General features: G+C 69.4%; 23 protein-coding genes. 10 read left to right on the top strand and 13 right to left on the bottom strand.

Annotated features, from left to right (window positions below; translation table 11 throughout):
- Window positions 1-94 precede the first annotated feature (94 nt).
- Genes PMI01_RS16700 through PMI01_RS16685 form a run of 4 tightly spaced genes read right to left on the bottom strand, consistent with a single transcriptional unit; the run spans window position 95 to window position 3,385 of the window.
- Window positions 95-397, bottom strand: a complete 303-nt coding sequence (locus tag PMI01_RS16700) for a hypothetical protein (RefSeq protein WP_007671437.1) — start codon at window positions 395-397, stop codon at window positions 95-97.
- Window positions 398-428: 31 nt separating this feature from the next.
- Window positions 429-1,562 carry an acyl-CoA dehydrogenase family protein gene (locus PMI01_RS16695; RefSeq protein WP_007671435.1) on the bottom strand — a complete coding sequence of 378 codons (1,134 nt, stop codon included), beginning with the start codon at window positions 1,560-1,562 and terminating at the stop codon, window positions 429-431.
- A 1-nt stretch (window position 1,563) separates the two neighbouring features.
- Window positions 1,564-2,175 (bottom strand): 2-hydroxychromene-2-carboxylate isomerase, encoded by a 612-nt coding sequence (locus tag PMI01_RS16690; RefSeq protein ID WP_007671432.1) that lies wholly within the window; start codon window positions 2,173-2,175, stop codon window positions 1,564-1,566.
- 4 nt (window positions 2,176-2,179) lie between these two features.
- Entirely contained in the window at window positions 2,180-3,385 is a 1,206-nt protein-coding gene (locus PMI01_RS16685; RefSeq protein WP_007671429.1) for an acyl-CoA dehydrogenase family protein, read from the bottom strand.
- A gap of 203 nt (window positions 3,386-3,588) precedes the next feature.
- On the opposite strand from PMI01_RS16685, the gene PMI01_RS16680 reads away from it, so the two are divergent.
- A complete protein-coding gene (locus tag PMI01_RS16680; protein WP_007671427.1) occupies window positions 3,589-5,262 on the top strand; it encodes a phosphatidylglycerol lysyltransferase domain-containing protein in 1,674 nt (557 codons plus the stop codon).
- Here PMI01_RS16680 and PMI01_RS16675 read toward each other — a convergent pair.
- Entirely contained in the window at window positions 5,222-5,434 is a 213-nt protein-coding gene (locus PMI01_RS16675; RefSeq protein WP_007671424.1) for a hypothetical protein, read from the bottom strand. The two genes, PMI01_RS16680 and PMI01_RS16675, sit on opposite strands and share 41 nt — an antisense overlap.
- Window positions 5,435-5,757: 323 nt before the next feature.
- Here PMI01_RS16675 and PMI01_RS16670 point away from each other — a divergent pair, with 323 nt between their 5' ends.
- From PMI01_RS16670 to PMI01_RS16660, 3 genes are all read left to right on the top strand, one after another.
- Window positions 5,758-8,661, top strand: a complete 2,904-nt coding sequence (locus tag PMI01_RS16670) for an SEL1-like repeat protein (protein ID WP_238537074.1) — start codon at window positions 5,758-5,760, stop codon at window positions 8,659-8,661.
- Between the two features lie 369 nt (window positions 8,662-9,030).
- The gene (locus PMI01_RS16665; RefSeq protein WP_007671420.1) at window positions 9,031-9,510 is read left to right on the top strand and encodes a DUF3429 domain-containing protein; all 480 of its coding nucleotides are present in this window, start codon (window positions 9,031-9,033) and stop codon (window positions 9,508-9,510) included.
- Window positions 9,511-9,616: 106 nt separating this feature from the next.
- Window positions 9,617-10,678, top strand: coding sequence for a Leu/Phe/Val dehydrogenase (locus PMI01_RS16660; RefSeq protein ID WP_007671419.1), 1,062 nt, complete (start codon window positions 9,617-9,619; stop codon window positions 10,676-10,678).
- Window positions 10,679-10,760: 82 nt separating this feature from the next.
- Here the strand turns inward: PMI01_RS16660 and PMI01_RS16655 are convergent, their stop codons facing one another.
- A complete protein-coding gene (locus PMI01_RS16655) occupies window positions 10,761-12,206 on the bottom strand; it encodes a DHA2 family efflux MFS transporter permease subunit (protein WP_238537073.1) in 1,446 nt (481 codons plus the stop codon).
- Window positions 12,207-12,370: 164 nt separating this feature from the next.
- Here PMI01_RS16655 and PMI01_RS16650 point away from each other — a divergent pair, with 164 nt between their 5' ends.
- On the top strand, window positions 12,371-12,592 hold the full coding sequence (locus PMI01_RS16650) for a UvrB/UvrC motif-containing protein (protein ID WP_007671412.1): 222 nt from the start codon (window positions 12,371-12,373) through the stop codon (window positions 12,590-12,592).
- A gap of 185 nt (window positions 12,593-12,777) precedes the next feature.
- On the opposite strand, the gene PMI01_RS27495 is transcribed toward PMI01_RS16650, so the two are convergent.
- Window positions 12,778-12,924, bottom strand: a complete 147-nt coding sequence (locus PMI01_RS27495; protein WP_007671410.1) for a hypothetical protein — start codon at window positions 12,922-12,924, stop codon at window positions 12,778-12,780.
- Window positions 12,925-13,274: 350 nt separating this feature from the next.
- Between PMI01_RS27495 and PMI01_RS16645 the strand changes: the two genes are divergently transcribed.
- The 4 genes from PMI01_RS16645 to PMI01_RS16630 all read left to right on the top strand — a co-directional run bounded on the left by PMI01_RS16645 (window position 13,275) and on the right by PMI01_RS16630 (window position 17,885).
- Entirely contained in the window at window positions 13,275-15,035 is a 1,761-nt protein-coding gene (locus PMI01_RS16645) for an ABC transporter permease (protein ID WP_007671408.1), read from the top strand.
- 12 nt (window positions 15,036-15,047) lie between these two features.
- Window positions 15,048-16,379, top strand: coding sequence for an ABC transporter ATP-binding protein (locus tag PMI01_RS16640; RefSeq protein ID WP_007671405.1), 1,332 nt, complete (start codon window positions 15,048-15,050; stop codon window positions 16,377-16,379).
- An 18-nt stretch (window positions 16,380-16,397) separates the two neighbouring features.
- On the top strand, window positions 16,398-17,096 hold the full coding sequence (locus PMI01_RS16635; protein ID WP_007671404.1) for a hypothetical protein: 699 nt from the start codon (window positions 16,398-16,400) through the stop codon (window positions 17,094-17,096).
- A 72-nt stretch (window positions 17,097-17,168) separates the two neighbouring features.
- Entirely contained in the window at window positions 17,169-17,885 is a 717-nt protein-coding gene (locus PMI01_RS16630; protein WP_007671402.1) for an MgtC/SapB family protein, read from the top strand.
- Window positions 17,886-18,111: 226 nt separating this feature from the next.
- On the opposite strand, the gene PMI01_RS16625 is transcribed toward PMI01_RS16630, so the two are convergent.
- Entirely contained in the window at window positions 18,112-18,795 is a 684-nt protein-coding gene (locus PMI01_RS16625; protein ID WP_007671400.1) for a TetR/AcrR family transcriptional regulator, read from the bottom strand.
- Between the two features lie 199 nt (window positions 18,796-18,994).
- Here PMI01_RS16625 and PMI01_RS16620 point away from each other — a divergent pair, with 199 nt between their 5' ends.
- Window positions 18,995-19,234: a hypothetical protein gene (locus PMI01_RS16620; protein WP_007671395.1), complete on the top strand. Its 240-nt coding sequence runs from the start codon at window positions 18,995-18,997 to the stop codon at window positions 19,232-19,234.
- Window positions 19,235-19,340: 106 nt separating this feature from the next.
- Here PMI01_RS16620 and PMI01_RS16615 read toward each other — a convergent pair whose 3' ends face one another.
- The 5 genes from PMI01_RS16615 to PMI01_RS16595 all read right to left on the bottom strand — a co-directional run.
- On the bottom strand, window positions 19,341-20,558 hold the full coding sequence (locus PMI01_RS16615; protein ID WP_007671392.1) for an RtcB family protein: 1,218 nt from the start codon (window positions 20,556-20,558) through the stop codon (window positions 19,341-19,343).
- A 325-nt stretch (window positions 20,559-20,883) separates the two neighbouring features.
- Entirely contained in the window at window positions 20,884-21,285 is a 402-nt protein-coding gene (locus PMI01_RS16610; protein WP_007671390.1) for a nuclear transport factor 2 family protein, read from the bottom strand.
- 318 nt (window positions 21,286-21,603) lie between these two features.
- On the bottom strand, window positions 21,604-21,939 hold the full coding sequence (locus PMI01_RS16605) for an SMR family transporter (RefSeq protein ID WP_007671387.1): 336 nt from the start codon (window positions 21,937-21,939) through the stop codon (window positions 21,604-21,606).
- Window positions 21,936-22,334 carry a hypothetical protein gene (locus tag PMI01_RS16600; RefSeq protein ID WP_007671383.1) on the bottom strand — a complete coding sequence of 133 codons (399 nt, stop codon included), beginning with the start codon at window positions 22,332-22,334 and terminating at the stop codon, window positions 21,936-21,938. The genes PMI01_RS16605 and PMI01_RS16600 overlap by 4 nt, the downstream gene beginning before the upstream one ends.
- A 3-nt stretch (window positions 22,335-22,337) precedes the next feature.
- Window positions 22,338-23,029 (bottom strand): prephenate dehydrogenase/arogenate dehydrogenase family protein (locus PMI01_RS16595; protein WP_035036744.1); only part of this gene is annotated, 692 nt, incomplete at its 5' end.

The following is a 23,029-nucleotide window of genomic DNA, read 5'->3' as shown; positions in this document are numbered from 1 at the left end:
GGCTTCACCGCCGCAATAGCGCTCTGCACCGATCCCCCACCCGACCCGCTACGCGGGCCACCCTCCCCGCAAGGGGGAGGGACGGTTCTGGGGTTCAGCCTTCCACCGCCTCGTAGTGCCGCACATACGGTTCCTGCTCGATCAGGAACTCGGCGTCGAAGTCGTAGTACTTGGCGTGGTCGAAATCCTCGCCGGCGAAGCGCTTGATGGCGGCGATGTCGGTCCAGAAGGTCAGCATCTCGAAATGCATGACCTCGCCGTCGCGCCGGGTCAGGCACCAGGCGCCCAGATTGCCGGGCGTGGCCTTGTAGTTGGGCAGGGCGACCTCGCGCATCAAGGCCAGGTAGCGATCGGCGAGGGCGACGGGCACCCGGCCGTGCCAGTTGCGGACGATCATGGCGAGGCCTCCTCCTCCTCGGGTGGGGGCCCTAGAACCCCGACAGCCGCGCGTAGCGGTCGCGGTGGAACGAGGCCGAGCCGAACAGGGCCTCGGCGACGCGGGCCCGCTTCATATAGAGGCCGGAGTCGTGCTCGTCGGTCATGCCGATGCCGCCGTGCATCTGGACCATCTCGTTGGAGGCCAGGTGCAGCACCTCGCTGGCCTTGGCCTTGGCCAGGGACGCCAGCAGGCGGGTGTCGTTCCCGGCGTCGGCCGCTTCCAGCGCCGCCTCGACGCAGGAGCGGGTGGTCTCCAGGTCGGTGAACAGCTTGGCGGCGCGGTGTTGCAGGGCCTGGAAGGTTCCGATCACCTGGCCGAACTGGGTGCGGGTCTTCAGGTACTCCAGGGTGATCTCGAAGGCGGCGGTGGCCGTGCCCAGCATCTCGGCGGCCAGGCCGGCATAGGCGCGGTCGAGCACCGGCTCGAGGATCGCCCAGCCCTTGTCGACCTCGCCCAGCACCGCGTCGGCGCCGACCGTGACGCCGTCGAAGGCGATCCGCGCCGCGCCGCGGCTGTCGGCCAGCGACAGGTGGGTGCGGGTCACGCCCGCCGCGTCGCCCGCGACCAGGAACAGGGTGATCCCGTCGCTGTCGCCCGGCGCGCCCGAGGTGCGAGCGGCGAGGATCAGCAGGTTGGCGGCCTCGCCGTCGATGACGAAGGTCTTGGTCCCGTTCAGCACGAAGCCGCCGCCGGACTGGGTCGCCGAAAGGGCGGTGGCCAGGGGCGCGTGGTGCGAGCCCTCGTCGACGGCCAGGGTCGCGACCGCCTCGCCGGTGGCGATCTTCGGCAGCCAGGCGGCCTGCTGGGCGTCGGAGCCGCCCAGGGCCAGGGCGCTGGCGGCGACCATCGCGGTGGAGAGCAGGGGCGAGGCCACCAGGCTTCGGCCGGTCTCCTCCAGGATCAGCCCCAGGCCCAGATAGCCGAAGGCCGAGCCGTCATGGGCTTCGGGGACGATCACCCCGGCCCAGCCCATGGCGCCCATCTCGGCCCAGGTCGCGGCGTCGAAGCTCTGCTTGGAGCCGCCGTCGCGCAGCTTGCGCAGGGCGGTGACGGGCGCGCTGTCCTGCGTCCAGCCTTTGGCGGCGTCGCGCAGCATGGTCTGTTCTTCGGTCAGGACGGCCATGTCAGGCATGCTCCAGGGTTTGATGACGGACGGCCCAGGCGAGGGCGGTTTCGAGACGGTCGTTGCCCCAGAAGAGCTCGCCGTCGGCGGTGACGAAGCTGGGCGCGCCGAACAGGCCGCGCTCCCGGGCCTGGCGGACATGGTCCTTCAGGCGGGTCTTGATGGGGGCGCTGTCGGCGGCGGCCAGGGCTTCTTCGGGCTCCGCGCCGACCGAGGCGATCAGCGGGGCCAGCACCTCGGGCTTGGAGATGTCCTGGTCGTCGACGAAATTGGCCTGGTAGACCGCGCGGCTGAAGGCCGGGGTCCAGCCGTCGTCCAGTCCGCAGATCGCCACGCGGGCGGCCAGTAGCCCGTTGCGCGGGAACTGGCTGGGATGGACCAGCGGCAGGCCCTCCTGGTCGCAGACCCGCTGCAGGTCGCGCCACATGTAGTCGCCCTTCACGGGGAAGGCGTTGAACGGGCTGTCGGTCAGCCCCTGCTGCTCGTGCATCAGGGGGCCGAGCAGGAAGGGTCGCCACGCGACGGCGACGCCCGCCTGCTCGGCCAGCCGCTCGACGCGCATGGCGGCGGGATAGCTGTAGGTGCTGCCGAACTCGTACCAGAACTCGATCATCGGACTACTGATGGTCCAGCAGCCCAAGCACCCGCTTGGCCACGACGTTGAGGTTGACCTCGCTGGTGCCGCCCTCGATCGAATTGCCCTTCGAGCGCAGCATGCCGCGCGTGACGTTCAGCTCGTCCTGGCTGAAGCCTTCGCCCTCCCAGCCCAGGCCTTGCAGGCCCATGGCCTCGACCATCAGCTCGTAGCGGTCCTGGTTCATCTTGGCGGCGGCGTACTTGATGATCGAGACGGCGGCGCTGGGGCCGCTGCCGGTCTTGGACTCCTGCTCGGCGCGGCGCACGGTCAGCATGAAGGCGTGGCCGTCCATGCGGTGGTGGCTGATGCGGCCGCGCAGGTCGCCGTCGGCCAGGCGGCCCTGGGCGTCGACGCCGACCTCCTTCTTGGCCACGTCGACCAGGTCCAGCCCGCCGCCGCCGCCGAAGCCCGAGGCCGAGATGTTCTGGCGCTCGTACTGCAGCAGGCGCTTGGCGATGTCCCAGCCGCCGTTGACCTTGCCGACCAGCTGTTCCTTGGGAACCTTCACATTGTCGAAGAAGGTCTCGCAGAACGGCGAGCTGCCGCTGATCAGCTTGATCGGCCGGGCCTCGACGCCGGGCGAGGTCATGTCGAACAGCACGAACGAGATGCCCTCGTGCTTCTTGGTGGTGTCGGTGCGCACCAGGCAGAAGATCCAGTCGGCCTGGTCGGCATAGCTGGTCCACACCTTCTGGCCGTTGATCAGCCAATGGTCGCCCTTGTCCTCGCACTTGGTCTGCAAGGAGGCCAGGTCGGAGCCGGCGCCCGGCTCGGAGTAGCCCTGGCACCAGCGGATCTCGCCGCGCACGATCTGCGGCAGGAAGCGCTGCTTCTGCTCCTCGGTGGCGTATTCCAGCAGCACCGGGCCCAGCATCCAGACGCCGAAGCTCATCAGCGCGGGTCTTGCCTTGATGCGGCGCAGTTCCTGGTCGAGCACCTTGTTCTGGGCCTTGGACAGGCCGCCGCCGCCGTATTCGCGGGGCCACATCGGCGCGGTCCAGCCGCGCTCGGCCATGCGGTCCAGCCACAGCTTGGCGTCGGGGTTCTTCCACGCGAACTTGCGGCCGCCCCAGGGCGCGTCGTCCTCGCCCATCGGAGCGCTCAGCGACGGGGGGTAGTTGGCCTCCAGCCAGGCCCGCGTCTCGGCGCGGAAGGTCTCCAGTTCGCCGCCGCCGAAATCCGCCATGGCCGTTCTCCCCAAATCTGGTTCGTCTTGTCGTCGCGACGCTCTCCCGCGTCGTCGGCGCGCAGACTACGCCAGGAAACGCCGGGAGCAAGTCGAGATTCAAACATCCGTTTATCACGCGATGGGCGACCAACCTTGGCAAGGCGCGGTATAGAAGAAGCCGATGACGTGTCCCGCCGGGGATTCGCCGATCAGAGGTCTTGATGTCCGCGCCTGAACTGAGACCCGCCGCCCTGGCCGTCGCGCCGACCCTGGCGGCCATCCTGGCGGCCGGCGCCGGGATTCTGCTGCTGGCCTCCGGCGCCACGCCTTCCGAACCGACCCGCTTCGCCCTCTGGGTGGCGGTCGCGCCCGGACCGCTGATCGAGATCAGCCACTTCCTCTCGTCGATCCTGGGCCTGGTGCTGGTGCTGCTGGCCTTCGGCCTGCGCTCGCGCCTCGACGCGGCCTGGTGGGCGGCGCTGGTCACCCTGGCGGCCGGCGCGGTGCTGGCCCTGTTCAAGGGCCTGAACTGGGAGGAGACGGTCATCCTGACCGCCATCCTGCTGGCCCTCCTGCCGTTCCACGAGGCCTTCCCCCGCACGGCGGCCCTGTCGCGGATGGAGATCACCCCCGGCTGGCTGCTGTCGGCGGCCATGGCCCTGGGCGGGGTGGCGCTGTGCGGCTGGTGGACGTTCCGCCACACCGAATACGCCGACCAGTCGGTGATGAAGATGATCGGCGACAAGGACGTGGCTCGCGCCATCCGCTCGTCGGCCGCCGCCGCCATCACCCTGATGGCCATCGGCGTCTGGCGGCTGATCGCCACCCCGGCCACGCCGTCCGTGGTCGATGACACCGATCCCGAGTTTGACCGGGTCCGCGCCATCCTGGCCAAGGCCGAGGCCGCCGAGCCGCCGTCCAACCTGGCCCTGCTGGGCGACAAGCGCTTCCTGTTCTCGGCCTCGGGCGAGAGCTTCCTGATGTTCGGGGTGCGCGGCCGCTCGTGGATCGCCATGGGGCCGCCCGTGGGCCGCGACGACGAGCGCATGGAGCTGTTCTGGCGGTTCCGCGAACTGGCCGACGCCCACGCCGCCCGCGCCGGCTTCTACGCCCTGGGTCCGGCCGATCTGCCCGACAGCGTCGACTTGGGCCTGGCCATCCAGAAGACCGGCGAGAGCGCCGCCGTGCCGTTGGAGGCCTTCTCCCTGGCCGGCCGCCGCCGCGAGGTGCTGCGCCGCAACTGGCGCAAGGCCGGCGAGGGCGGGGCGGCCTTCGAGGTCCTGCCGGTCGGCGAGGCCGCCGCGGTGATGGACGAGCTGAAAGCCATCTCCGACGCCTGGCTGTCGCACCATGCCGGCGGCGAAAAGGCCTTCTCGATGGGCGGCTTCGATCCCCGCTACGTCGCCGAGTTCCCGATCGCCCTGGTGCGGGTCGAGGGCCGGATCGTCGCCTTCGCCACCCTGTGGACCACGGCCGGCAAGGTGTCGTTCTCCATGGACCTGATGCGCTATTCCGACGACGCGCCCAAGAACGTCATGGACTACCTGTTCGTCGAGCTGTTGGGCTGGGGCAAGGCGCAGGGCTACCAGGCGTTCGAGTTCGGCGTCGCGCCGTTGGCCGGCCTGGAAGACCGCCCCCTGGCCCCGATCATGTCGCGGGTGGGCCGCCTGCTGTATGAGCGCGGCGAGGAAATCTACAATTTCCAGGGCGTCCGCCGCTACAAGGACAAGTACGATCCGGTCTGGCAGCCGCGTTACATTGCCGCGCCTCACAAGTGGGCGATCCCTTTTCTGCTCGCCGACATCGGCCTGCTGTCGTCGGGCGGGGTCTCCGGCCTGACCAAAAGGCCGCGACCTAGTAGCGCGGGTCGCCCGTCTTCATCCCCAGCAGATTGAGCACATGGGCCGTCATCAGCAGGGTGACGACGGCGCCGCCCAGCATCAGCACCCGCCACGGAACCATGCGGGGACCCTTTAAAACATTGATCGGACGGGCCCCGCGCCAGCCGCAGAACACGGTCAGGGCGAGGGCGATCAGGGCGGCGGCGATCGTGCTGGTCAGGTCCATCGCCCCCTCATGGCCTGCGACAATCGGCCATGCAAATAGTTAACGTACATTAACCACGTCGGGCCGAATCTTAGGTACATAGAGGTCGGAGTTGTGCCTGTTAACCATCCACAGCTAAGATTGATCAACGCTACATGTAGCGTTTTTGGTCGCGTTTACACGCTAGGAATCGGTGTCTAGCGTTGGTCCCCAGGTGTTGGGAGATCGATTCGATGACGGCCGCGGCGCCATGGAGCGTAAAGGGGATAGACCCTAAGGCACGAGAGGTCGCCAAGGACCTCGCGCGTCGCTCCGGTATGACCCTGGGCGAATGGCTGAATCGCATGATTATCGACGGCGAGGGTCCCGACGCGGTGACCCTGGAAGCCTTCGCCAACGCCGGTCGCGCCACTCCCGCCAGCAAGCCCTATTACGAGACCGACCGCGGCGACGCTCCGGCCCGCATCGAGGCGCCTGAGCATCCCGCCGACGAGGTCGGTCGCGTGGCGATCGCGCTGGACCGCCTGACCCACCGCATCGAGGCCGCCGAGACCCGCTCGGCCCAGGCCATTTCCGGCATCGACGAGTCGGTGCGCGGCGCCCTGCAACGCCTGGCTCAGGCCGAACGCGAACAGATCGCCGTCGCCGCGCGCTTCGAAGGCGCCGTCGACGAGATCAAGACCGACCAGACCCGCAACGCCGAACGCCTGCGCCGCATGGAGGCCGAAGCTGTCGGCCCGCGCTCGGCCGAGGCGCTTCGCGCGCTGGAAGGCGCCTTGGGCAAGGTCGCCGGTCACCTCTATGAGGGCGAGGCCCGCACCCGCGAGACCATCGCCCACCTCGAAAACCGTCTCGACAACCAGGCCGGCCTGGTCGGCGGCGATCCGGCCGCCCTGGTCGACGAAGTCGTGGCTCGCCTGGGTCAACGCCTGGAAGCCGCCGAGGCCCGCACCGCCGAGGCCCTGCAAGCCCTGGGCGCCTCGTTCACCGCCCTGGACGGCCGCCTGCAGACCGTCGAGGGCCGTGACGCCGGCGAAGGCGTCCAGAAGCGCCTGGACGACCTGTCGAACGGCCTGACCCAGCGGATGGAAGCCGCCCGCCTGGAGATGGCCGCCAAGCTGCGCCAGTCCGCCGACGGCCGCTTTGACCGCATGGAGCACAAGCTGGGCGAGATGACCGCCCACGTGCAGGCCGCCGAGCAGCGCTCGGCCCAGGCCATCGAGCGCATGGGCCGTGAGGTGGTCGGCATGGCCGACGCCCTGAACCGCCGCGTCCAGACCTCGGAAGCCCGCAACAGCGCCGCCATCGAGCAGGTCGGCGGCGAAGTGGCCCGCATCGCCACGGCCGTCGAACAGAAGCTGCACCGCGCCGACAGCGTCCAGGCCCAGGCCCTGGAAAAGCTCGGGACCGAGATCGCCCGCATCACCGAGAAGCTGGCCGAGCGGATCAGCAACGCCGAGCGCCGCAACGCTCTGGCCATCGACGATGTCGGCGACCAGGTCACCCGCGTCACCGACCGCCTGAACCAGCGCCACGAGCGCACCTCCCAGGAACTGGTCGACCGCATCCGCCAGAGCGAGGAGCGCACCGCGCGCCTGCTGGAGGAAGCCCGCGAGAAGATCGACACCAAGCTCGGCGAAGCCCAGCGCCGCCTGGCCGAACAGGCCGCCCCCGCGCCCGCTCCGACCGAACGCTACGCGGCGTCGCCGTTCGACGGCGAGCGCTACTCGTTCGGCGGCGAAGCCGTTCCCGAGGACGTCTTCCACCAGCCGTCGGCCTTCATCCCGGCCCATACCCCGCCCGTGGCCTCGACCCCGGCCCGCACCGCCGCGCCCGCCGCCTTCGACGCCCCGGCGTTCCAGGCGCCCAGCTTCCCGGCCAGCGCGCCCGTCGAGCCCGATTTCGGCGACGAGGACTTCGAGGCCGCCGACGGCTTTGGGCTGGCCATCGCGCCGGAACCTGAGTCCGAACCGGAGCTGGAGTCGGAGACGGTGTTCACGACCGCGTTCGAGCCGGAACCCGACCACGACGCCGATTTCGCCGCGCCCGAGGCGCCGGCCGCGCCGGCGCGTCCGCTATCGACCCGCGAAGTGATCGAGCAGGCCCGCGCCGCCGCCCGCCTGGCCGCCGCCGCCGGCGAGGCCAAGGGCAAGGACAAGCCCAAGAAGGCGCCCGGTACCTCGCTGTTCGCCGGTTTCGGCGCCAAGGGCTCCGCGAAGAAGGCCCGCAAGGGCACGATGAAGACCGCCCTGATGGTCTCGGCCACCGCCGCCTTCATGGGCGTCGGCGCCGCCGGCGTCATCATGAGCATGGCCCAGGGCAACGGGCCCGTGCCCGAGCGCGTGGCCCAGGGCACGATCAACAAGGCGACCGGCGAGATCCGGTCCGCGGAAGCCGACACGAGCCCCGGCGCGCCGCGCGCCACCGTCGCCCTGACCTCGCAGGTCGCTCCGGTCCCGGCCGAGACGACGCCCGGCGCCGCGCCCACCGAGAACGCCCAGGCCCTCTACGACGACGGCGTGCGCCGCATCGAGGCCAAGGACCGCACCGGCCTGGAGCCCCTGCGCAAGGCCGCCAACCTCGGCCTGCCGCGCGCCCAGTTCTACCTGGCCAAGATGTACGAGGTCGGTGAGGGCGGCGTGAAGAAGGACCTGCCCGAGGCCCGTCGCTGGACCGAGCGCGCCGCCACGGCTGGCGAGGCCCGCGCCATGCACAACCTGGCCCTCTACTACTACAAGGGCGAAGGCGGCGAACGGAACTCGACCAAGGCCGCCAGCTGGTTCCGCAAGGCCGCCGACCTGGGCCTGGTCGACAGCCAGTTCAACCTGGCCCAGCTCTATGAAGGCGGTTGGGGCGTCAGCCAGAACCCGTCCGAGGCCTACAAGTGGTACCTGATCGCCGCCAAGTCCGGCGACAACGCCTCGCGCGCCCGAGCCATGGCGCTGCGCGGCCAGATGACCGCCGAAAGCCAGCGGATCGCCGAGCGTTCCGCCACCGGCTTCCGCTCGCAGGCCTATGTCGCTCCGACCCAGGTCGCCTCGCTGCAGGGCGCGGTCGCGCCCAGCCCCAGCTTGGCCACCGCCCAGCGCGCCCTGTCCAAGCTGGGCTACTACCAAGGTCCGCAGGACGGCGTCACGTCGCCCGCCTTGCAGATGGCCATCGCCGCCTACCAGCGCGACCAGGAGCTTTCGGCCACCGGCTCGCTGGACGGCGACACGCTCAGCCGCCTGTCAGCCTTCTCGCGCTAGGCCTTTCAAGGCCTTCGGAATCCAGCCGGATAGAGCGCGGCGCCGTAGACGACCGTTTTTCCCTCCCCCTTATGGGGAGGGGGGACCAGCGAAGCTGGTGGGTGGGGCTTCACCGCCGCTCAAACGCCCTGCACCGATCCCCCACCCGACCCGCTACGCGGGCCACCCTCCCCACAAGGGGGAGGGACGGGATGATTTTGGATTTCGCATCTTGCCGCCTCTACGGCTGAGCTCGCGCGCTCCCGCACCCCACGATTGCGTCCTGTGGCCAAATATCCTCCGTGGACCTATGGGCTGGGGTCGGTAATAGTCGCCCTTTCCGGGGGGAACGGGAGAAGCGGCCGGTGGCCGCCTTCCGAAGGAGTTGTCATGGCGTTTGAAGCAGCGGCCAACCACGCGCACGAAGATCGCGTGCCGGTCCCACCGGCGGTCTGGGTATGCGGGCTGGCCACGCTCATTCCCTTCATCGTCTGTTCGGCGCTGTTCTGTTACGGGCCGATCGACATGCGCCAGGTGGCGCTGATCAGCCTGCTCGCCTATTCCACCGCCATGCTGTCCTATCTGGGCGGCATCCGCTGCGGGCTCGAGATCGAGCATCCCAGCCCGCGCTGGCTGACCCTGGGTCTGTCGCTGCTGTTCCCCCTGGCCGGTTTCGGCCTGCTGCTGGGCGGGCTGAAGTTCGAGCCGGCCTGGCAGCTGTCGGGATTCCTGCTGGTCTTCATCCTGCAATGGCTGTGGGACGTGACCAATCACGAGGGCCCCGCCTGGCGTCCGCGCCTGCGCACCCTGCTGACCTCCGGCGCGGCCATTTCGCTGGCCTTCGCGCTGGAACAGGCCCTGCACCTGTAGGGTTTCGGGGCGGCGCGGCGATAGGCCCGCGGTCTCGGCCCTTGTGACCCGCCGCCCGGAAGCGTACACGCTGCGCAAACTTTCTGGCTGAGGCAGGACTGACGGCATGACCTTGTTCGATTCCCCGGATTTCGAGGGACACGAAGGCGTTCACGCGTTCTTTGACGAAAAAACCGGCCTCAAGTCGATCATCGCCGTCCACTCCACCGCCCGGGGCCCCGCCGCCGGCGGCTGCCGGATGTGGGACTACAGCAGCAGCGACGCGGCCGTGACCGACGCCCTGCGGCTGTCGCGCGGCATGTCGTACAAGAACGCCATGGCCGACCTCGACTTCGGCGGCGGCAAGGCCGTGATCATCGGCGACGCCCGCAGCCAGAAGACCCCGGAGCTGTTCGAAGCCTTCGGCCGCGCGGTCGACAGTCTGGCCGGCCGGTATTGGACCGCCGAGGACGTCGGCGTTTCGCCGGCCGACCTGGTCAGCACCCGCAAGACCACCCGCTACGTCGCCGGCCTGGAAGGCCACGCCGGCGCCTCGGGCGACCCGTCGCCGGTCACCGCCGAAGGCGTGTTCCGCGGCGTGCGCCTGTGCGTCCAGCGGGCCCTGGGCCGTGACCTGAAGGGCGTGAAGGTCGCCATCCAGGGCGTCGGCCATGTGGGCGCCTATCTGGCCGAGAAGCTGCACGCCGCCGGCGCCCAGCTGATCATCGCCGACGTCAACCAGCAGGCGCTGGCGGACGTGGCCGCCAGGACCGGCGCCCAGATCGTGCCGACCGACGCCATCTTCGACGTCGACGCCGACGTCTTCGCCCCCTGCGCGCTCGGTGGCGCGATCTCGACCACAACCCTGCCGCGCCTGAAGGTCAAGGTAATCGCCGGCGGGGCCAACAACCAGCTGGCCGACGCGACGATCGGCCAGGCGGTGTTCGAGCGCGGCATCCTCTATGCGCCCGACTACGTGATCAACGGCGGCGGCATCATCAACGTGGCCGGCGAGATCCGCGCCCTGGCGGCGGGCGCGGCCTTCGACCCGCAATGGGTGGCGACCAAGCTGGATCGCCTGGCCCAGACCCTGGGCGAGGTGCTCGACCATTCGCTGATCGACAAGCGCCCCGCCAACCTGGTGGCCGACGAGATCGCCCGCTCGCGGATCGCGGCGGCGCGTTCGTAAGCTTCCTTCTCCCCTTGCGGGAGAAGGTGGCGGCGAAGCCGTCGGATGAGGGGTCTCTCAGAAGCTGGCCGCCGTGTCCGGTCTAGCTGTCGGTCGCGGCGGGAAGGGTTTTCGACCCCTCACCCGACCCGCTTCGCGGGCCACCCTCTCCCGCAAGGGGAGAGGGGATGGGTGACCGAACCCGCCCGCTGATCTCCGCTCCCGCGTCCCGGTCCAGTCGCAGGTAGACCGGCAGGGCCAGCAGCGTCACCACCCCGATGGCCACGAACGGCCAGGTGAAGCGGTCGGGCGTCAGCGCCGCGCCGCCGCCGCGCGCCAGGTGCAGCATCAGGCCGCCGAAGCTGACGCCCAGGGCCAGGCCCACCTGCTGGGCCACGGCGCTCAGGGTCGAGGCGGCGGCCACCTTGTCCTGCGGCACGTCGGCATAGGCGATGGTGTTGGCGGCGATGAACTGGTTGGAGCGCGCGAAGCCGCCGAAGAACAGCGCTCCGGCCATCAGCAGCATCGGCGTGCCGTGCGTGAAGAAGCCCGGGGCGGCGGTCAGCAGGGCCGTCAGGGTGACGAACACCGCCAGCGAGGTGCGGAAGCCGAAGCGTTTGAGGCTGGCGGCGGCGAACGGACGGGCGATCAGCACCCCGACCCCGGTTCCCAGGGTCACCATGCTGGCCTTCAGCGGGCTCCAGCCCAGGGCCACCTGCAGCAGCAGGGGCAGCAGGAACGGGCTGGCCCCGATCCCCAGCCGAACGAAGACCCCGCCCAGCAGGCTGGCGCGGAAGGTGCGGTACTTGAGCAGGCCCAGGTCGAGGATCGGCTTGGGCGTGGTCCTGGCCTTGCGCAGATAGAGCCAGCCGCTGGCCAGGGCCAGGGTCAGGACGCCCATCTGCGCCCAGGGGGGCAGGAGCGACAGGCCCGCCGTCTCGGCCACCACCACCAGCCCGCTGATCGCCACGGCCGACAGCAGGAAGCCCAGGGTGTCGAACCGGCCCATGTCGGTCGGCTGGCCCTTGGGCACGAAGCGCATCACCGCCGTCATGCCCAGCAGGCCGATCGGCAGGTTCAGGTAGAAGATCCACGGCCAGTCGGCGACGCTGAGCACCAGGCCGGCCAGGGGCGGTCCGACCAGCGGGCCGACCAGGGCGGGCATGGTGAACCAGCCCATGGCCCGGATCAGCCTTTCCTTGGGCGTCGAGCCGACGACGATCAGCCGTGCCACCGGCGTCATCATCGCTCCGCCGGCCCCCTGCAGGATGCGCGAGGCGACCAGGGCCTCGAGGTTGCGCGACAGGCCGCACAGGGCCGAGCCGACCAGGAACACGACCATGGCGGTCATGAACACCCGCCGCGCCCCGAACCGTTCCGCCGCCCAGCCGCTGGCCGGGGTGAACACCGCCAGGGCCAGGATGTAGGAGGTCAGGGCCAGCTTGAGGTGGATCGGATCGACGCTGAAGGCCCGGGCCAGGGTGGGCAGGGCGGTCGAGAGGGCGGTGGAGTCGATGAACTCCATCAGCAGGGCGCTGGCGACGGCCACAGAGATCAGGCGGGTCCCGACGACGGGCGGCTCTGGTTGGACTGTGGGCTGAACGGAGGACACGGGCAGGGCTTACGCCTGGTTTTCCACAGCCTCAAGGTCTGGAGAGCCGATCGCGGCGTCAGGCGTTATCATCGGGTCGCCGTCGCGCTCAGGAGCTGGCCATGTCCGCCGAAACCCACCTGTCGGAACTGGAGGAGGAGATGGCCCAGGCCGTGGCCTCCGAGGACTTCGAGACCGCCGCCGCCCTGCGCGACCAGATCGAGCTGATCCGCCGCGACGTCCGGATCATGGAACAGCCGGGCAGCGATGCGCCCCAGGCCTCGTACCTGAAACGCCAGGAGCTGGACCCGATGACGACGGGGGGCGGGCGGCGGGTGAAATAGACACCCTCTCCCAGAGGGAGAGGGCGGGGCCCACGCTGAAAGCGTGGGAGGGTGAGGGGTTTGGACGTTCGACGGCGCGCCGGCAGGGTGCTCGGAGAAAACGGTGAGGGTGTGACCCCTCACCCTCCCACCGCTGCGCGGCGGGCCACTCCCTCTCCCCTCCGGGAGAGGGTTCAAAAAGAAACCTAATGCCCCGGCCGTGGTTCGAACGACCGCTTCTCGGGCGTCTTCAGGCATTCCGCGTCCGGCTTCTGGCCGTGCTGCGGCTTGGGCTCGGTGTGGGGGATGTGGGACGTGCCCAGCGGGGCCTGGTGTTCGAAACTCTTGATCATGACGTTCCTCCCGCTTTTGTCGTTTTCACGCCGTCGCGCCACGAGGCCAGCATAACCCGGCGCTGGGGGCTTGGTTCCGTCACGGTTGGGTGATCCGGCGGAGGGTCGAGGGCGCCGGGAATCCTGAAATCCCGGGGCGCGCGACAAACAGCTTGACAGGTCCGGCTGCGAGGATCATTCCGCCGCCGAGCTTCCTGCTGCGACGCAGCATGAGGCCTTCAACGGAACCCCGAACCCATGCCCAGCGACAGTCACAGTCGATCCAACACGCCGCGAGAGGCGTCCCGGTAGGGTCTGGTTTCAGGCTCCCTCCGTGACGGCCGCTCGCGGCCATTCACGAGGTAGAGCCCATGGTTTTCCTGTCCGGAAACCCCACGGCCGCGCGCCCGTTCGCGCGTTTCCTGCGCGTCGGAACCGTCCCGTCCTGGGCGGATCCGATCGCTTTCCTGCTGCTGGCCGCCGCCGCGATCCTGGTCGTGCGCGGCGCCGAGGACATGAGCCAGTCCCTGGCCGTCCTGCACACGACGCCGGTGACGCTGGACCCGGCCCGCCTGCCGCAATACGCCCTGCGCACCACGCTGCGGATGTTCCTGGCGCTGGGCGCCTCGCTGGTCTTCACCTTCACGGTGGCGACCCTGGCGGCCAAGAGCCGCAAGGCCGAGCTGCTCATCGTGCCGGCGCTCGACATCCTGCAATCGGTGCCGGTGCTGGGCTTTTTGACGTTCACCGTCACCTTCTTCATGGGCCTGTTCCCCGGCCGCCAGCTGGGCGTCGAGTGCGCGGCGATCTTCGCCATCTTCACCAGCCAGGCCTGGAACATGGCCTTCAGCTTCTACCAGTCGCTGCGCTCGATCCCGTCCGACCTGGACGAGGTCAGCCGGCAGTTCGCCTTCTCGCCCTGGCGGCGGTTCGTGCGGCTGGAACTGCCGTTCGCCACGCCGGGCCTGGTGTGGAACGTGATGATGTCGATGTCGGGCGGTTGGTTTTTCGTCGTGGCGTCCGAGGCCATCACCGTCGGCAACACCACCGTCACCCTGCCGGGGATCGGCTCCTGGCTGTCGCTGGCTATCGCCCGCCAGGACATGCGCTCCGTGGCCATCGGCGTGGGCGCGATGGCCGTGGTCATCGTGCTCTACGACCAGCTGGTGTTCCGGCCGATCGTCGCCTGGGCCGACAAGTTCCGCTTCGAGCAGACCGCCTCGGGCGAGCGGCCCGGCTCGTGGCTCTACGACCTGGTGCGCCGCACTCGCTGGCTGCGCGTCCTGGCGGCCCCGCTGACCTGGCCGGCCACGGCCATGGCCGCCATCGACTGGCCGACGATCCCCAGGGCGAGGTTCGCGCGGTTCGCCCTGCCCGCCGGAACTGGGCGGGTCCTCGACGGCCTGTGGATCGCCCTGGTCGCCGGCCTGGGCCTGGTCGGAGCCTGGGTGCTGTGGTCGTTCCTTAGCGCCCGCCTGGCGTTCGCCGACCTGCTGACGGCTTTCGGCCTGGGCCTGGCCACCCTGGTCCGGGTGGTGGTGCTGATCGCCCTGGCCACCGCGGTCTGGGTCCCGATCGGCATGTGGATCGGCCTGCGTCCGGCCTGGGCCGAGCGCCTGCAGCCGATCGCCCAGTTCCTGGCGGCCTTCCCGGCCAATGTGATGTTCCCGTTCGCGGTGGCGGCGATCGTCGCCTGGCGGCTGGACCCCAATGTCTGGCTGTCGCCGCTGATGGTGCTGGGCACCCAGTGGTACATCCTGTTCAACGTCATCGCCGGGGCCAGCGCCATTCCCAGCGACCTGAAGGAGGCGGCCGGGATCTTCGGGATGCGCGGCTGGCAGTGGTGGCGGCAGGTCGGGATACCGGGGATCTTTCCCTATTACGTCACCGGCGCGCTGACGGCCTCCGGCGGCTCCTGGAACGCCAGCGTCGTCGCCGAGGCCGTCACCTGGGGCGACAAGCATCTGGAGGCCGCCGGCCTGGGCGCCTTCATCGCCAAGGCCACGGCCGCCGGCGACTACGCCCGCGTCGCCCTCGGCGTCGCCGTGATGTCGATCTTCGTCATCGCCTTCAACCGCGCCCTGTGGCGGCCGATGTACCGGTTCGCCGAGCGCCGTCTCCGTCTGGCTTAGGGAGCGTTCCCAATGACCCGTTTCACCCCCATCCAAACCCTCGCCGCCGACAACGTCCTGGTCGAGGTGCGCGACGTGCGTCACCTCTACGGCAAGGCCGGCGGGGCCAACCTGCTGGTGCTCGACGACGTCGACCTGACCCTGCGCGACAACGAGATCGTCGGGCTGCTGGGCCGCTCGGGCTCGGGCAAGTCGACCCTGCTGCGGTCGATCGCCGGCCTGATCACCCCGACCTCGGGCGAGATCGAATTTCCGGTCCGGGCCGGCGAAGCGCCGACCACGGTCAGCATGGTGTTCCAGAGCTTCGCCCTCTTTCCCTGGCTGACCGTGCTGCAGAACGTCGAGGTCGGGCTGGAGGCCAAGCGCGTCAAGCCCGACGAGCGCCGCCGGCGGGCCCTGGCGGCCATCGACCTGATCGGCCTGGACGGCTTCGAGAGCGCCTATCCCAAGGAGCTGTCGGGCGGCATGCGCCAGCGCGTCGGCCTGGCCCGCGCCCTGGTGGTCGACCCCTCGATCCTGCTGATGGACGAGCCGTTCTCGGCGCTGGACGTGCTGACCGCCGAGACCCTGCGCACCGACCTGCTGGACCTGTGGTGCGAAGGCCGCATGCCGATCAAGGCCATCCTGATGGTGACCCACAACATCGAGGAGGCGGTGCTGATGTGCGACCGCATCCTGGTGTTCTCGTCCAACCCCGGGCGGGTGGTCGGGGCGGTCAAGGTCGACCTGCCGCAGCCGCGCAACCGCCTGGACCCGGCCTTCCGCGCCCTGGTCGAGAGCATCTATGTGCAGATGACCCAGCCGGGCCAGGCCCAGGGCGGCCGCCAGAACGAGGGGCTGTTTCCGGGCACGGGCGTCAGCATGGTGCTGCCCCGCGTCTCGACCAACACCCTGGCCGGCCTGATCGAGGCGGTGGACGGCGCGCCGTTCGACGGTAAGGCTCACATGCCCGACCTGGCGCGGGAGCTGCGGTACGAGGCCGACGAGCTGTTCCCCATCGCCGAGACCCTGCAACTGCTGCGGTTCGCCGAGCTGGAGGGCGGCGACCTGCGCCTGACGCCGGCGGCCCGGCGCTATGCCCAGGCGGACGTCGATACGCGCAAGCAGCTGTTCGCCCAGCACCTGCTGGCCCATGTGCCGCTGGCGGGCCACATCCGGCGGGTGCTGGACGAGCGGGCCTCGCACAAGGCGCCGGCCGCGCGGTTCCGCGACGAGCTGGAGGACTCGATGTCGCCCGACTACGCCGCGCAGACGCTGAAGGCGGTCACCAGCTGGGCCCGCTACGCCGAGGCCTTCGCCTATGACGAAGGGGCCGACGTCTTCACCCTCGACGATCCCGACTGACGAACGCCAGGAGCGAACATGGTCCGCTTGGCTCTGGCGCCGGGCGCGGCGGCAATCGCCGCCGCGTCCATGCTCTCCGTCGCGTCCGTCGCCCGGGCGTCGGGCAATGAACACGTCATCGACGACTCCGTGGTCGAGACCCCCGGCGTCTGCCATCAGGAAAGCTGGGCGACGCGGTTTGGGCCGCGCCATGGCCTGGTCAACCTGTCGCCGGCCTGCACCCGTAAGGCCTGGCCGAACCTGGAGATCGGCGGCGCCGTGCAGCGGACCTGGGCGGATGGAACGTCGGACACCACGGTCGGCCCGGCGTTGAAATACACCCTGCGCGCGGAGGACACCGGGGTCGGGCTGGGCGTGATCGGCGCCGGCGCCTGGAGCGTCGGGAGCGGCCGGCTGGAGACCGCCAGCCTGATCGTCCCGGTGACGCTGAGGCTTAATGACCGCGTTCGGGTCAATCTGAACGCCGGCTGGAGTCACGCTCGCGCCGACGCCAGGCCAAACGCCGCCTTCTACGGCGCCCAGGCCGAGGTGGGCGTGGCCCGCGACGTGACCGTGATGGTCGAGGCCTTCCAACGCGACGGCGGCAAGGCCGGAGGTCAGGCCGGCCTGCGGTGGAACCCCGGCGGCGGGCGGTTCGACCTGGACCTGATCGCCGGCCGACGGATCGACGGCGCCACGCCGCGCGCGGTGACGCTGGGGCTGACCTTGCGACACTGAGGAGGCGGTCGCGGGTTTCCTCGAGCGCTCACCACCCCTATCCCTATCCGTTCCAGAACTGGCGACCGCGCTATGCTGAACTATCCGCCCTTCGAACTGGTCGCTCTCGTCAAGACGGCCCTGGCCTTGCTGACCGCCTTCACGCTCGGGGGCCTGATCGGCTTCGAGCGCCAATGGCGCCAGCGGACCGCCGGCCTGCGCACCAATGTCCTGGTCGCCGTGGGCGCGGCCGCTTTCGTCGATCTGGGCCTGCGCATGATGGGGCCGGAGGGCTCGGTGCGGGTGATCGCCTATGTCGTCTCGGGGATCGGCTTCCTGGGGGCCGGGGTGATCATGAAGGAGGGAACGCAGGTGCGCGGCCTCAACACCGCCGCCACCCTCTGGGCTTCGGCCGCGGTTGGCGCCTTCGCGGGCTGCGGGCAACTGCTGGAAGCTGCCCTGGTGGCGGTCTTCGTGTTGTCGGGCAACACGCTGCTCAGGCCCCTGGTCAACTACGTCAACCGGCGGCCGATCAGTTCGGAGGGCACGGAGGCCCTCTATCGTGTCCACGTCACCTGCCATCCGGAAGCCGTGTCGGACGCCCGCGACCTGCTGTTCGAGGAACTGGAGCGCCTGCACTATCCCATTCGCGACATCGAGATCCTGTCCGAGGGCGAGGAGATCGTGGAACTGGCGGCGATCCTGGTGCCTTCGACCGCCAATGCGCATGACCTGGACGCGATCACTGGCCACCTCGAACGGCACGAGGCCATCGACAGCGCGACCTGGACCGTCAGCGCCGCGTCGTGAGACGGGCGTTGTCGAGGCTTAACCCGCTGGCGTGATTTCACATCCGCAGATGTGTTCTGGCGTCCGCGCTCACTCACCGTCGTCATCCCCCGCTTTATGCGGGGGACCCAAGCCGCCGTGGACATGGCGTCGGACTCCGTTTGGGTCCCCCGAACAAGTCGGGGGATGACGGAATTTTTGAGCTGAGGAAGTGCTCGCCGACCTAGGTCAGCTAACTGTCCAGCCTCTACGCCGCGAACCCCGCCTCGGCGAAGACCAGCATGCGTTGCAGCAGGCTCTCGACGTCGGCTTCGCTGGTCGTGCCTTCCGACAGCACGTTCAGGCGGTCGAACTCGGCGAAGCGGTTGTTGTGCAGCATGCCCAGGGTGAAGTGCAGCCGCCAGTAGATCTCCTCCGGCGCCAGGTCCGGGCGCGCCTTGAGCAGGGCGTCGGAGAAGCGGCGCAGGTGGGTGACGTCGGTCTTGAGCACCTGGCGGATCTCGTCGGTGCCTTCGCTGCGGGCCCGGATCAGGAACTGCAGCGAGATGCGCCGTTCGTGGTCGGGCGCCAGCCAGCGCAGGGGCGGGGTCAGCAGGGCGGCCAGGATCTCGCGCACCGGCGGCGAGCCCGCGTGGCGGTCGGTGGCCTCGTGCAGCTTCTTGGCCCGCTCGCGGTTCAGCTCGACGGTGCGCCGGCGGAAGATCTCGTAGAGCAGGGCGTCCTTGGAGCCGAAGTGATAGTTCACCGAGGCCAGGTTGACGCCCGCCGCGGCGGTGATGTCGCGCACAGACACGTTCTGGAAGCCGTGCAGCGCGAACAGGCGCTCGGCGGCGACGAACACCAGATTCTTGGTGACGGCTTCATTGTCCACGCCCTCGATATCGGGCTCGGGCGCTTGATTGGCGGCGGCGACGTCGCTCTTCGGACTCACTTACGGATCCCCTTTACCTGCGGGGAAGTCTTACGGCCGTTCGAATTTGGCGCAAGCGTCAAGATGGGGCGGACGCGGAGGATTTCCGCCCGTGTCCCTCGTGGGGCGCCGAAATCGTGTGGGCGGCGGCAAGTTCCTTCCCCTGCGGAACAAGCCCGCCGCGCCAGCCGTTGATCAGGTCCATTCCGAGGACATCACCATGGCTGACGACAACGCGCCGCGAAACGGCTCGCAACGCGGCCATCCCGAGGCCCGCGTCTCCGAGACCGAAGACACCCCGACCAGCCGCGCGGTCGAGCCCTTGCCCGAAGGCGAGAAGCCCGACCAGCTGGCCGAGCACCTCGATAAGGCCGAGGACCGCCAGGAAGCCTTGATCGACGAGAGCCTGGAGGAAAGCTTCCCCGCCAGCGACCCGCCCAGCGCCAAGAAGATCACCTGAGTCCAACGCGAAACGCCGCCCGGTCTCGCGACCGGACGGCGTCCCGCTCTCTGCCTTGACGCGTTTTCTTCATGCGAACCGGCATCCACTTCGCTCGAAAACGCTCCTAGCCCTTCACACACACCACCTGGCGCAGGGTGTGGACGATGTCGACCAGATCGCTCTGGGCGGCCATCACCGCGTCGATGTCCTTGTAGGCCATCGGCGTTTCGTCGATCACCTCGGCGTCCTTCCGGCATTCCACGCCCGCCGTGGCGGCGGCGTGGTCGGCCATCGTGAACCGGCGCTTGGCCTCGGTCCGGCTCATCGCCCGTCCGGCCCCGTGCGAGCAGGTGCAGAACGAGTCCGGGTTGCCCCGGCCGCGCACGATGAACGACTTGGCGCCCATCGAGCCCGGGATGATCCCCAACTCTCCGTCCTTGGCCGACACCGCGCCCTTCCGGGTCAGGTAGACGTCCTTGCCGAAGTGCTTTTCCCGCGACACGTAGTTGTGGTGGCAGTTCACCGCCTCCTGCGTGACCATGAGGTCGGGGAAGGTCCGCCGCAGCACGGCCAGAACCTGATCCATCATCACCTCGCGGTTGGCCCGGGCGTACTTCTGCGCCCAGGACACCGCCCGCACATAGTCGATGAAGCCCTCGCTGCCTTCGGCGAAGTAGGCCAGGTCCTGGTCGGGCAGGTTGATGTACCAGCGCCGCATCTCATGCTTGGCCCGCTCGATGAAATAGGTCCCGAACCGGTTGCCGACGCCCCGGGAGCCGGAGTGCAGCATCACCCAGACATCGCCCGCCTCGTCGAGGCACAGCTCGATGAAGTGGTTGCCGGTGCCCAGCGTGCCCAGATGACCGAAGCCGCGCGGGTGGGCGGCCTTCGGGTGCTTGGCCACGACGGCGTCGTAGCCTTCCTTCAGGCCCGCCCACTTCTCGGCCGCGACCGCCGGAGGCTCGACCTGCCAGGCGCCCACGTCGTTGCGCCCGCCGTTGTCGGTCCGCCCGTGCGGCACGGCCGCCTCGATGTCCGAGCGGATCGCGAACAGGTTGTCCGGGAGCTGTTCGGCGCGGATCGAGGTGCGCACCGCCATCATGCCGCAGCCGATGTCGACGCCCACGGCGGCCGGGATGATCGCCCCCAGGGTGGGGATGACCGAACCGACCGTCGCGCCCATCCCCCAGTGCACGTCGGGCATCACCGCCACGTGCTTGTGGATGAAGGGCAGGCTGGCGACGTTGCGCAGTTGCTTGAGGGCGGACTCCTCGATGGGCACGCCCCGCGTCCACGCCTTGATCGGCGCGCCGTCGCTTTCGATGTGTGTGAAGCCGCTCATGGGCTTCTCCTTTTCCAAACCGCCCCTCCTGGCGACTGGATCGGAGAACTTCCCGCACAAAACGAAGAAACCCCTCCGGCCAGGCCAGGAGGGGCTCCTACGAACATCCCGAGTTCAGACGAACCCTAGACCGGAACCCCTACCGACGCGCACGCGCCCATCCGTTCGACCTGGCGGTCCAACAGATTGAGTGCGGGCAGATAGGTTGGGGCTTTGTGCGCCACGGTTCTCTTCCTTCGGGAGGCGGGCGATTACAGCGTTCTCTCAAGCGGCGCCAGAGGGGTGATCGCGAAGGTTGCGCGGGTGTGGCTTCGTGGTCACGGCCTTAGCGCCGGTACCCCGCCGCGATCTGGGCGCTGTCGGCGTATTCCTGGAAGCCGCTGACCTTGCCGTCGCGCAGGGTGAAGACGTGGACCCAGTCGGTGTCGACCTGTGCGCCGGTGTGTTTGAGCCGGTAGGCGGCGTGACCCACCACCACCACCGTATCGCCCTCGGCCAGGAACCGGCGGGGCGAGAAGTCGGTGAAGTCCTCGTTCTCGCCGACCCCCTGGAAGAACGCCAGGACCTCGGCTGTCCCGGTCCGCACGCCGAACAACGGATAGGCGTCCGGCGGCCCGACCACCTCCCAGCGGACGTCGTCGGTCAGGCACGCCAGGATCGCGGCGACGTCGCCGGCCCCGAAGCGCTCATACACCTGCTGGACCACGGATAGATTGCCGCTGCTCATGGCCGGGCCTCCCGAGGGTTTGGGAGAGGGTCCGCCCGGATGGCGTGGGGCGCAAGGGGGGTGATCCCTTGCCGGTCCGAGGAGGCGAACCGGCCCAGGTGCTGTTGACACTTAGGCCAAAGGAGCGATTTCACGTCCGCGCATATTCAGGGACCCACGCCCACCCACAGTCGTCATCCCCCGACTTGTTCGGGGGACCCAAGCGGAATCTGACGCTGCGTCCAGCACCGCTTGGGTCACCCGCATAAAGCGGGTGATGACGGAATTTTTGAGTTGAAGAACCGCTCCCAGGCTTGGGTCAGCGAACGGTCCGCCGCCCTAGTGCCCGGCCGCGCTCTTGCTGAACAGGTTGATCACCAGCACCCCGGCGATGATCAGGCCCATGCCCGCCAGGGCCGGCAGGTCGAGGCGCTGCCTGTAGACCACCCAGGCGATGGCGGTGACCAGCACGATCCCGACACCCGACCAGATGGCGTAGGCCAGGCCCACCGGCATCGACTTCAGGGTCTGGGACAGGCCGTAGAAGGCCACCGCGTAGCCGACGGCGGTGATGATCGACGGCATGGGCCGGGTGAAACCCTCGGCGGCCTTCAGGGCCGAGGTGGCGATCACCTCGGCGGCGATGGCGATGGCGAGCCAGGCGTAGGCGTTCATCGGCTTGCGACCATCGAGATCGACACCTTCGTCCAGCCGCCGGCGGCGACGGCTTCGCGCACGGCGTCGACATGGCGTCGCTGTGTTTCCGGAGCCGCCCAGATCACCACCGACTGGGAGGCCTTGTCGCCGGGCGCCTTGGCCCTGGCGAAAGCCGTGGCCAGGTCGTTCGCCAGGGTCTCCACGCGTGTCGGCGCGTTGCCGATCGTCAGCCTTCCATCCGCCGCTACGTTGATGTTCTGGGTATAGGCGATGATCGAGATCAGCTCCTTGGCGGACGTCGGCTGCACCGCGACGTCGAAACTGACACCGACCTTGGCGAACCACAGGCCCCAGACCACCAACGCCAGGGCGACGGCCGCAAGCGCCAGACCCAGGACGCGCTTGAGATCCACGACCTAGTGCTTCCCGCGATCGCGGCCGAAGTTCGGTTCGGCGCTTTCCTGGCCGGCCGCGACGATGCCGCGGCGGATGGCCCGGGTGCGGGTGAAGTGGTCGTGCAGGGTGTCGGCGTCGCCCCAGCGGATGGCGCGGCTCATCGCCTGCAGGTCCTCGGTGAACCGGCCCAGCATCTCCAGCACCGCGTCCTTGTTGGCCACGAAGATGTCGCGCCACATGGTCGGGTCGCTGGCGGCGATGCGGGTGAAGTCGCGGAAGCCGCCGGCCGAATACTTCATCACCTCGCTCTCGGTGACGTTCTCCAGGTCGGCGGCGCTGCCGACGATGGTGTAGGCGATCAGGTGGGGCAGGTGGCTGGTGACGGCCAGCACCAGGTCGTGGTGCTTTTCGTCCATCAGTTCGACATTGGCCCCGATGGCCCGCCAGAAGCTGGACAGCCGGGCGACGGCCAGGGCGTAGGCCTCGTCGTCGTTGATCTTCGGCGTCAGGATGGTCCAGCGGTTCTCGAACAGCTCGGCGAAGCCGGCGTCGGGTCCCGAATGCTCGGTGCCGGCGATCGGGTGGCCGGGGATGACATAGACCCCAGCCGGGGCCGCCGCGTGCATGGCCTCGGCCGGGCCGGCCTTGACCGAGCCGACGTCGGTGAGGGTGGCGCCGGGCTTCATGGCGGCGGCGGCGACCGCCGCCACGT

The sequence above is a fragment of the Caulobacter sp. AP07 genome (genome assembly GCF_000281955.1).
In the GTDB taxonomy this organism is placed as follows: domain Bacteria; phylum Pseudomonadota; class Alphaproteobacteria; order Caulobacterales; family Caulobacteraceae; genus Caulobacter.
The sequence above is the reverse complement of the archived record's forward strand: the minus strand, read 5'-3'. Positions and strand labels throughout refer to the sequence as shown.

What these genes read in the sequence shown, in the direction of transcription:
- PMI01_RS16700 (WP_007671437.1), bottom strand. Translation starts at nt 397, where the DNA reads ATGATCGTCCGCAACTGGCACGGCCGGGTGCCCGTCGCCCTCGCCGAT.
- PMI01_RS16695 (WP_007671435.1), bottom strand. Translation starts at nt 1,562, where the DNA reads ATGGCCGTCCTGACCGAAGAACAGACCATGCTGCGCGACGCCGCCAAA.
- PMI01_RS16690 (WP_007671432.1), bottom strand. Translation starts at nt 2,175, where the DNA reads ATGATCGAGTTCTGGTACGAGTTCGGCAGCACCTACAGCTATCCCGCC.
- PMI01_RS16685 (WP_007671429.1), bottom strand. Translation starts at nt 3,385, where the DNA reads ATGGCGGATTTCGGCGGCGGCGAACTGGAGACCTTCCGCGCCGAGACG.
- PMI01_RS16680 (WP_007671427.1), top strand. Translation starts at nt 3,589, where the DNA reads ATGTCCGCGCCTGAACTGAGACCCGCCGCCCTGGCCGTCGCGCCGACC.
- PMI01_RS16675 (WP_007671424.1), bottom strand. Translation starts at nt 5,434, where the DNA reads ATGGACCTGACCAGCACGATCGCCGCCGCCCTGATCGCCCTCGCCCTG.
- PMI01_RS16670 (WP_238537074.1), top strand. Translation starts at nt 5,758, where the DNA reads ATGATTATCGACGGCGAGGGTCCCGACGCGGTGACCCTGGAAGCCTTC.
- PMI01_RS16665 (WP_007671420.1), top strand. Translation starts at nt 9,031, where the DNA reads ATGGCGTTTGAAGCAGCGGCCAACCACGCGCACGAAGATCGCGTGCCG.
- PMI01_RS16660 (WP_007671419.1), top strand. Translation starts at nt 9,617, where the DNA reads ATGACCTTGTTCGATTCCCCGGATTTCGAGGGACACGAAGGCGTTCAC.
- PMI01_RS16650 (WP_007671412.1), top strand. Translation starts at nt 12,371, where the DNA reads ATGTCCGCCGAAACCCACCTGTCGGAACTGGAGGAGGAGATGGCCCAG.
- PMI01_RS27495 (WP_007671410.1), bottom strand. Translation starts at nt 12,924, where the DNA reads ATGATCAAGAGTTTCGAACACCAGGCCCCGCTGGGCACGTCCCACATC.
- PMI01_RS16645 (WP_007671408.1), top strand. Translation starts at nt 13,275, where the DNA reads ATGGTTTTCCTGTCCGGAAACCCCACGGCCGCGCGCCCGTTCGCGCGT.
- PMI01_RS16640 (WP_007671405.1), top strand. Translation starts at nt 15,048, where the DNA reads ATGACCCGTTTCACCCCCATCCAAACCCTCGCCGCCGACAACGTCCTG.
- PMI01_RS16635 (WP_007671404.1), top strand. Translation starts at nt 16,398, where the DNA reads ATGGTCCGCTTGGCTCTGGCGCCGGGCGCGGCGGCAATCGCCGCCGCG.
- PMI01_RS16630 (WP_007671402.1), top strand. Translation starts at nt 17,169, where the DNA reads ATGCTGAACTATCCGCCCTTCGAACTGGTCGCTCTCGTCAAGACGGCC.
- PMI01_RS16620 (WP_007671395.1), top strand. Translation starts at nt 18,995, where the DNA reads ATGGCTGACGACAACGCGCCGCGAAACGGCTCGCAACGCGGCCATCCC.
- PMI01_RS16615 (WP_007671392.1), bottom strand. Translation starts at nt 20,558, where the DNA reads ATGAGCGGCTTCACACACATCGAAAGCGACGGCGCGCCGATCAAGGCG.
- PMI01_RS16610 (WP_007671390.1), bottom strand. Translation starts at nt 21,285, where the DNA reads ATGAGCAGCGGCAATCTATCCGTGGTCCAGCAGGTGTATGAGCGCTTC.
- PMI01_RS16605 (WP_007671387.1), bottom strand. Translation starts at nt 21,939, where the DNA reads ATGAACGCCTACGCCTGGCTCGCCATCGCCATCGCCGCCGAGGTGATC.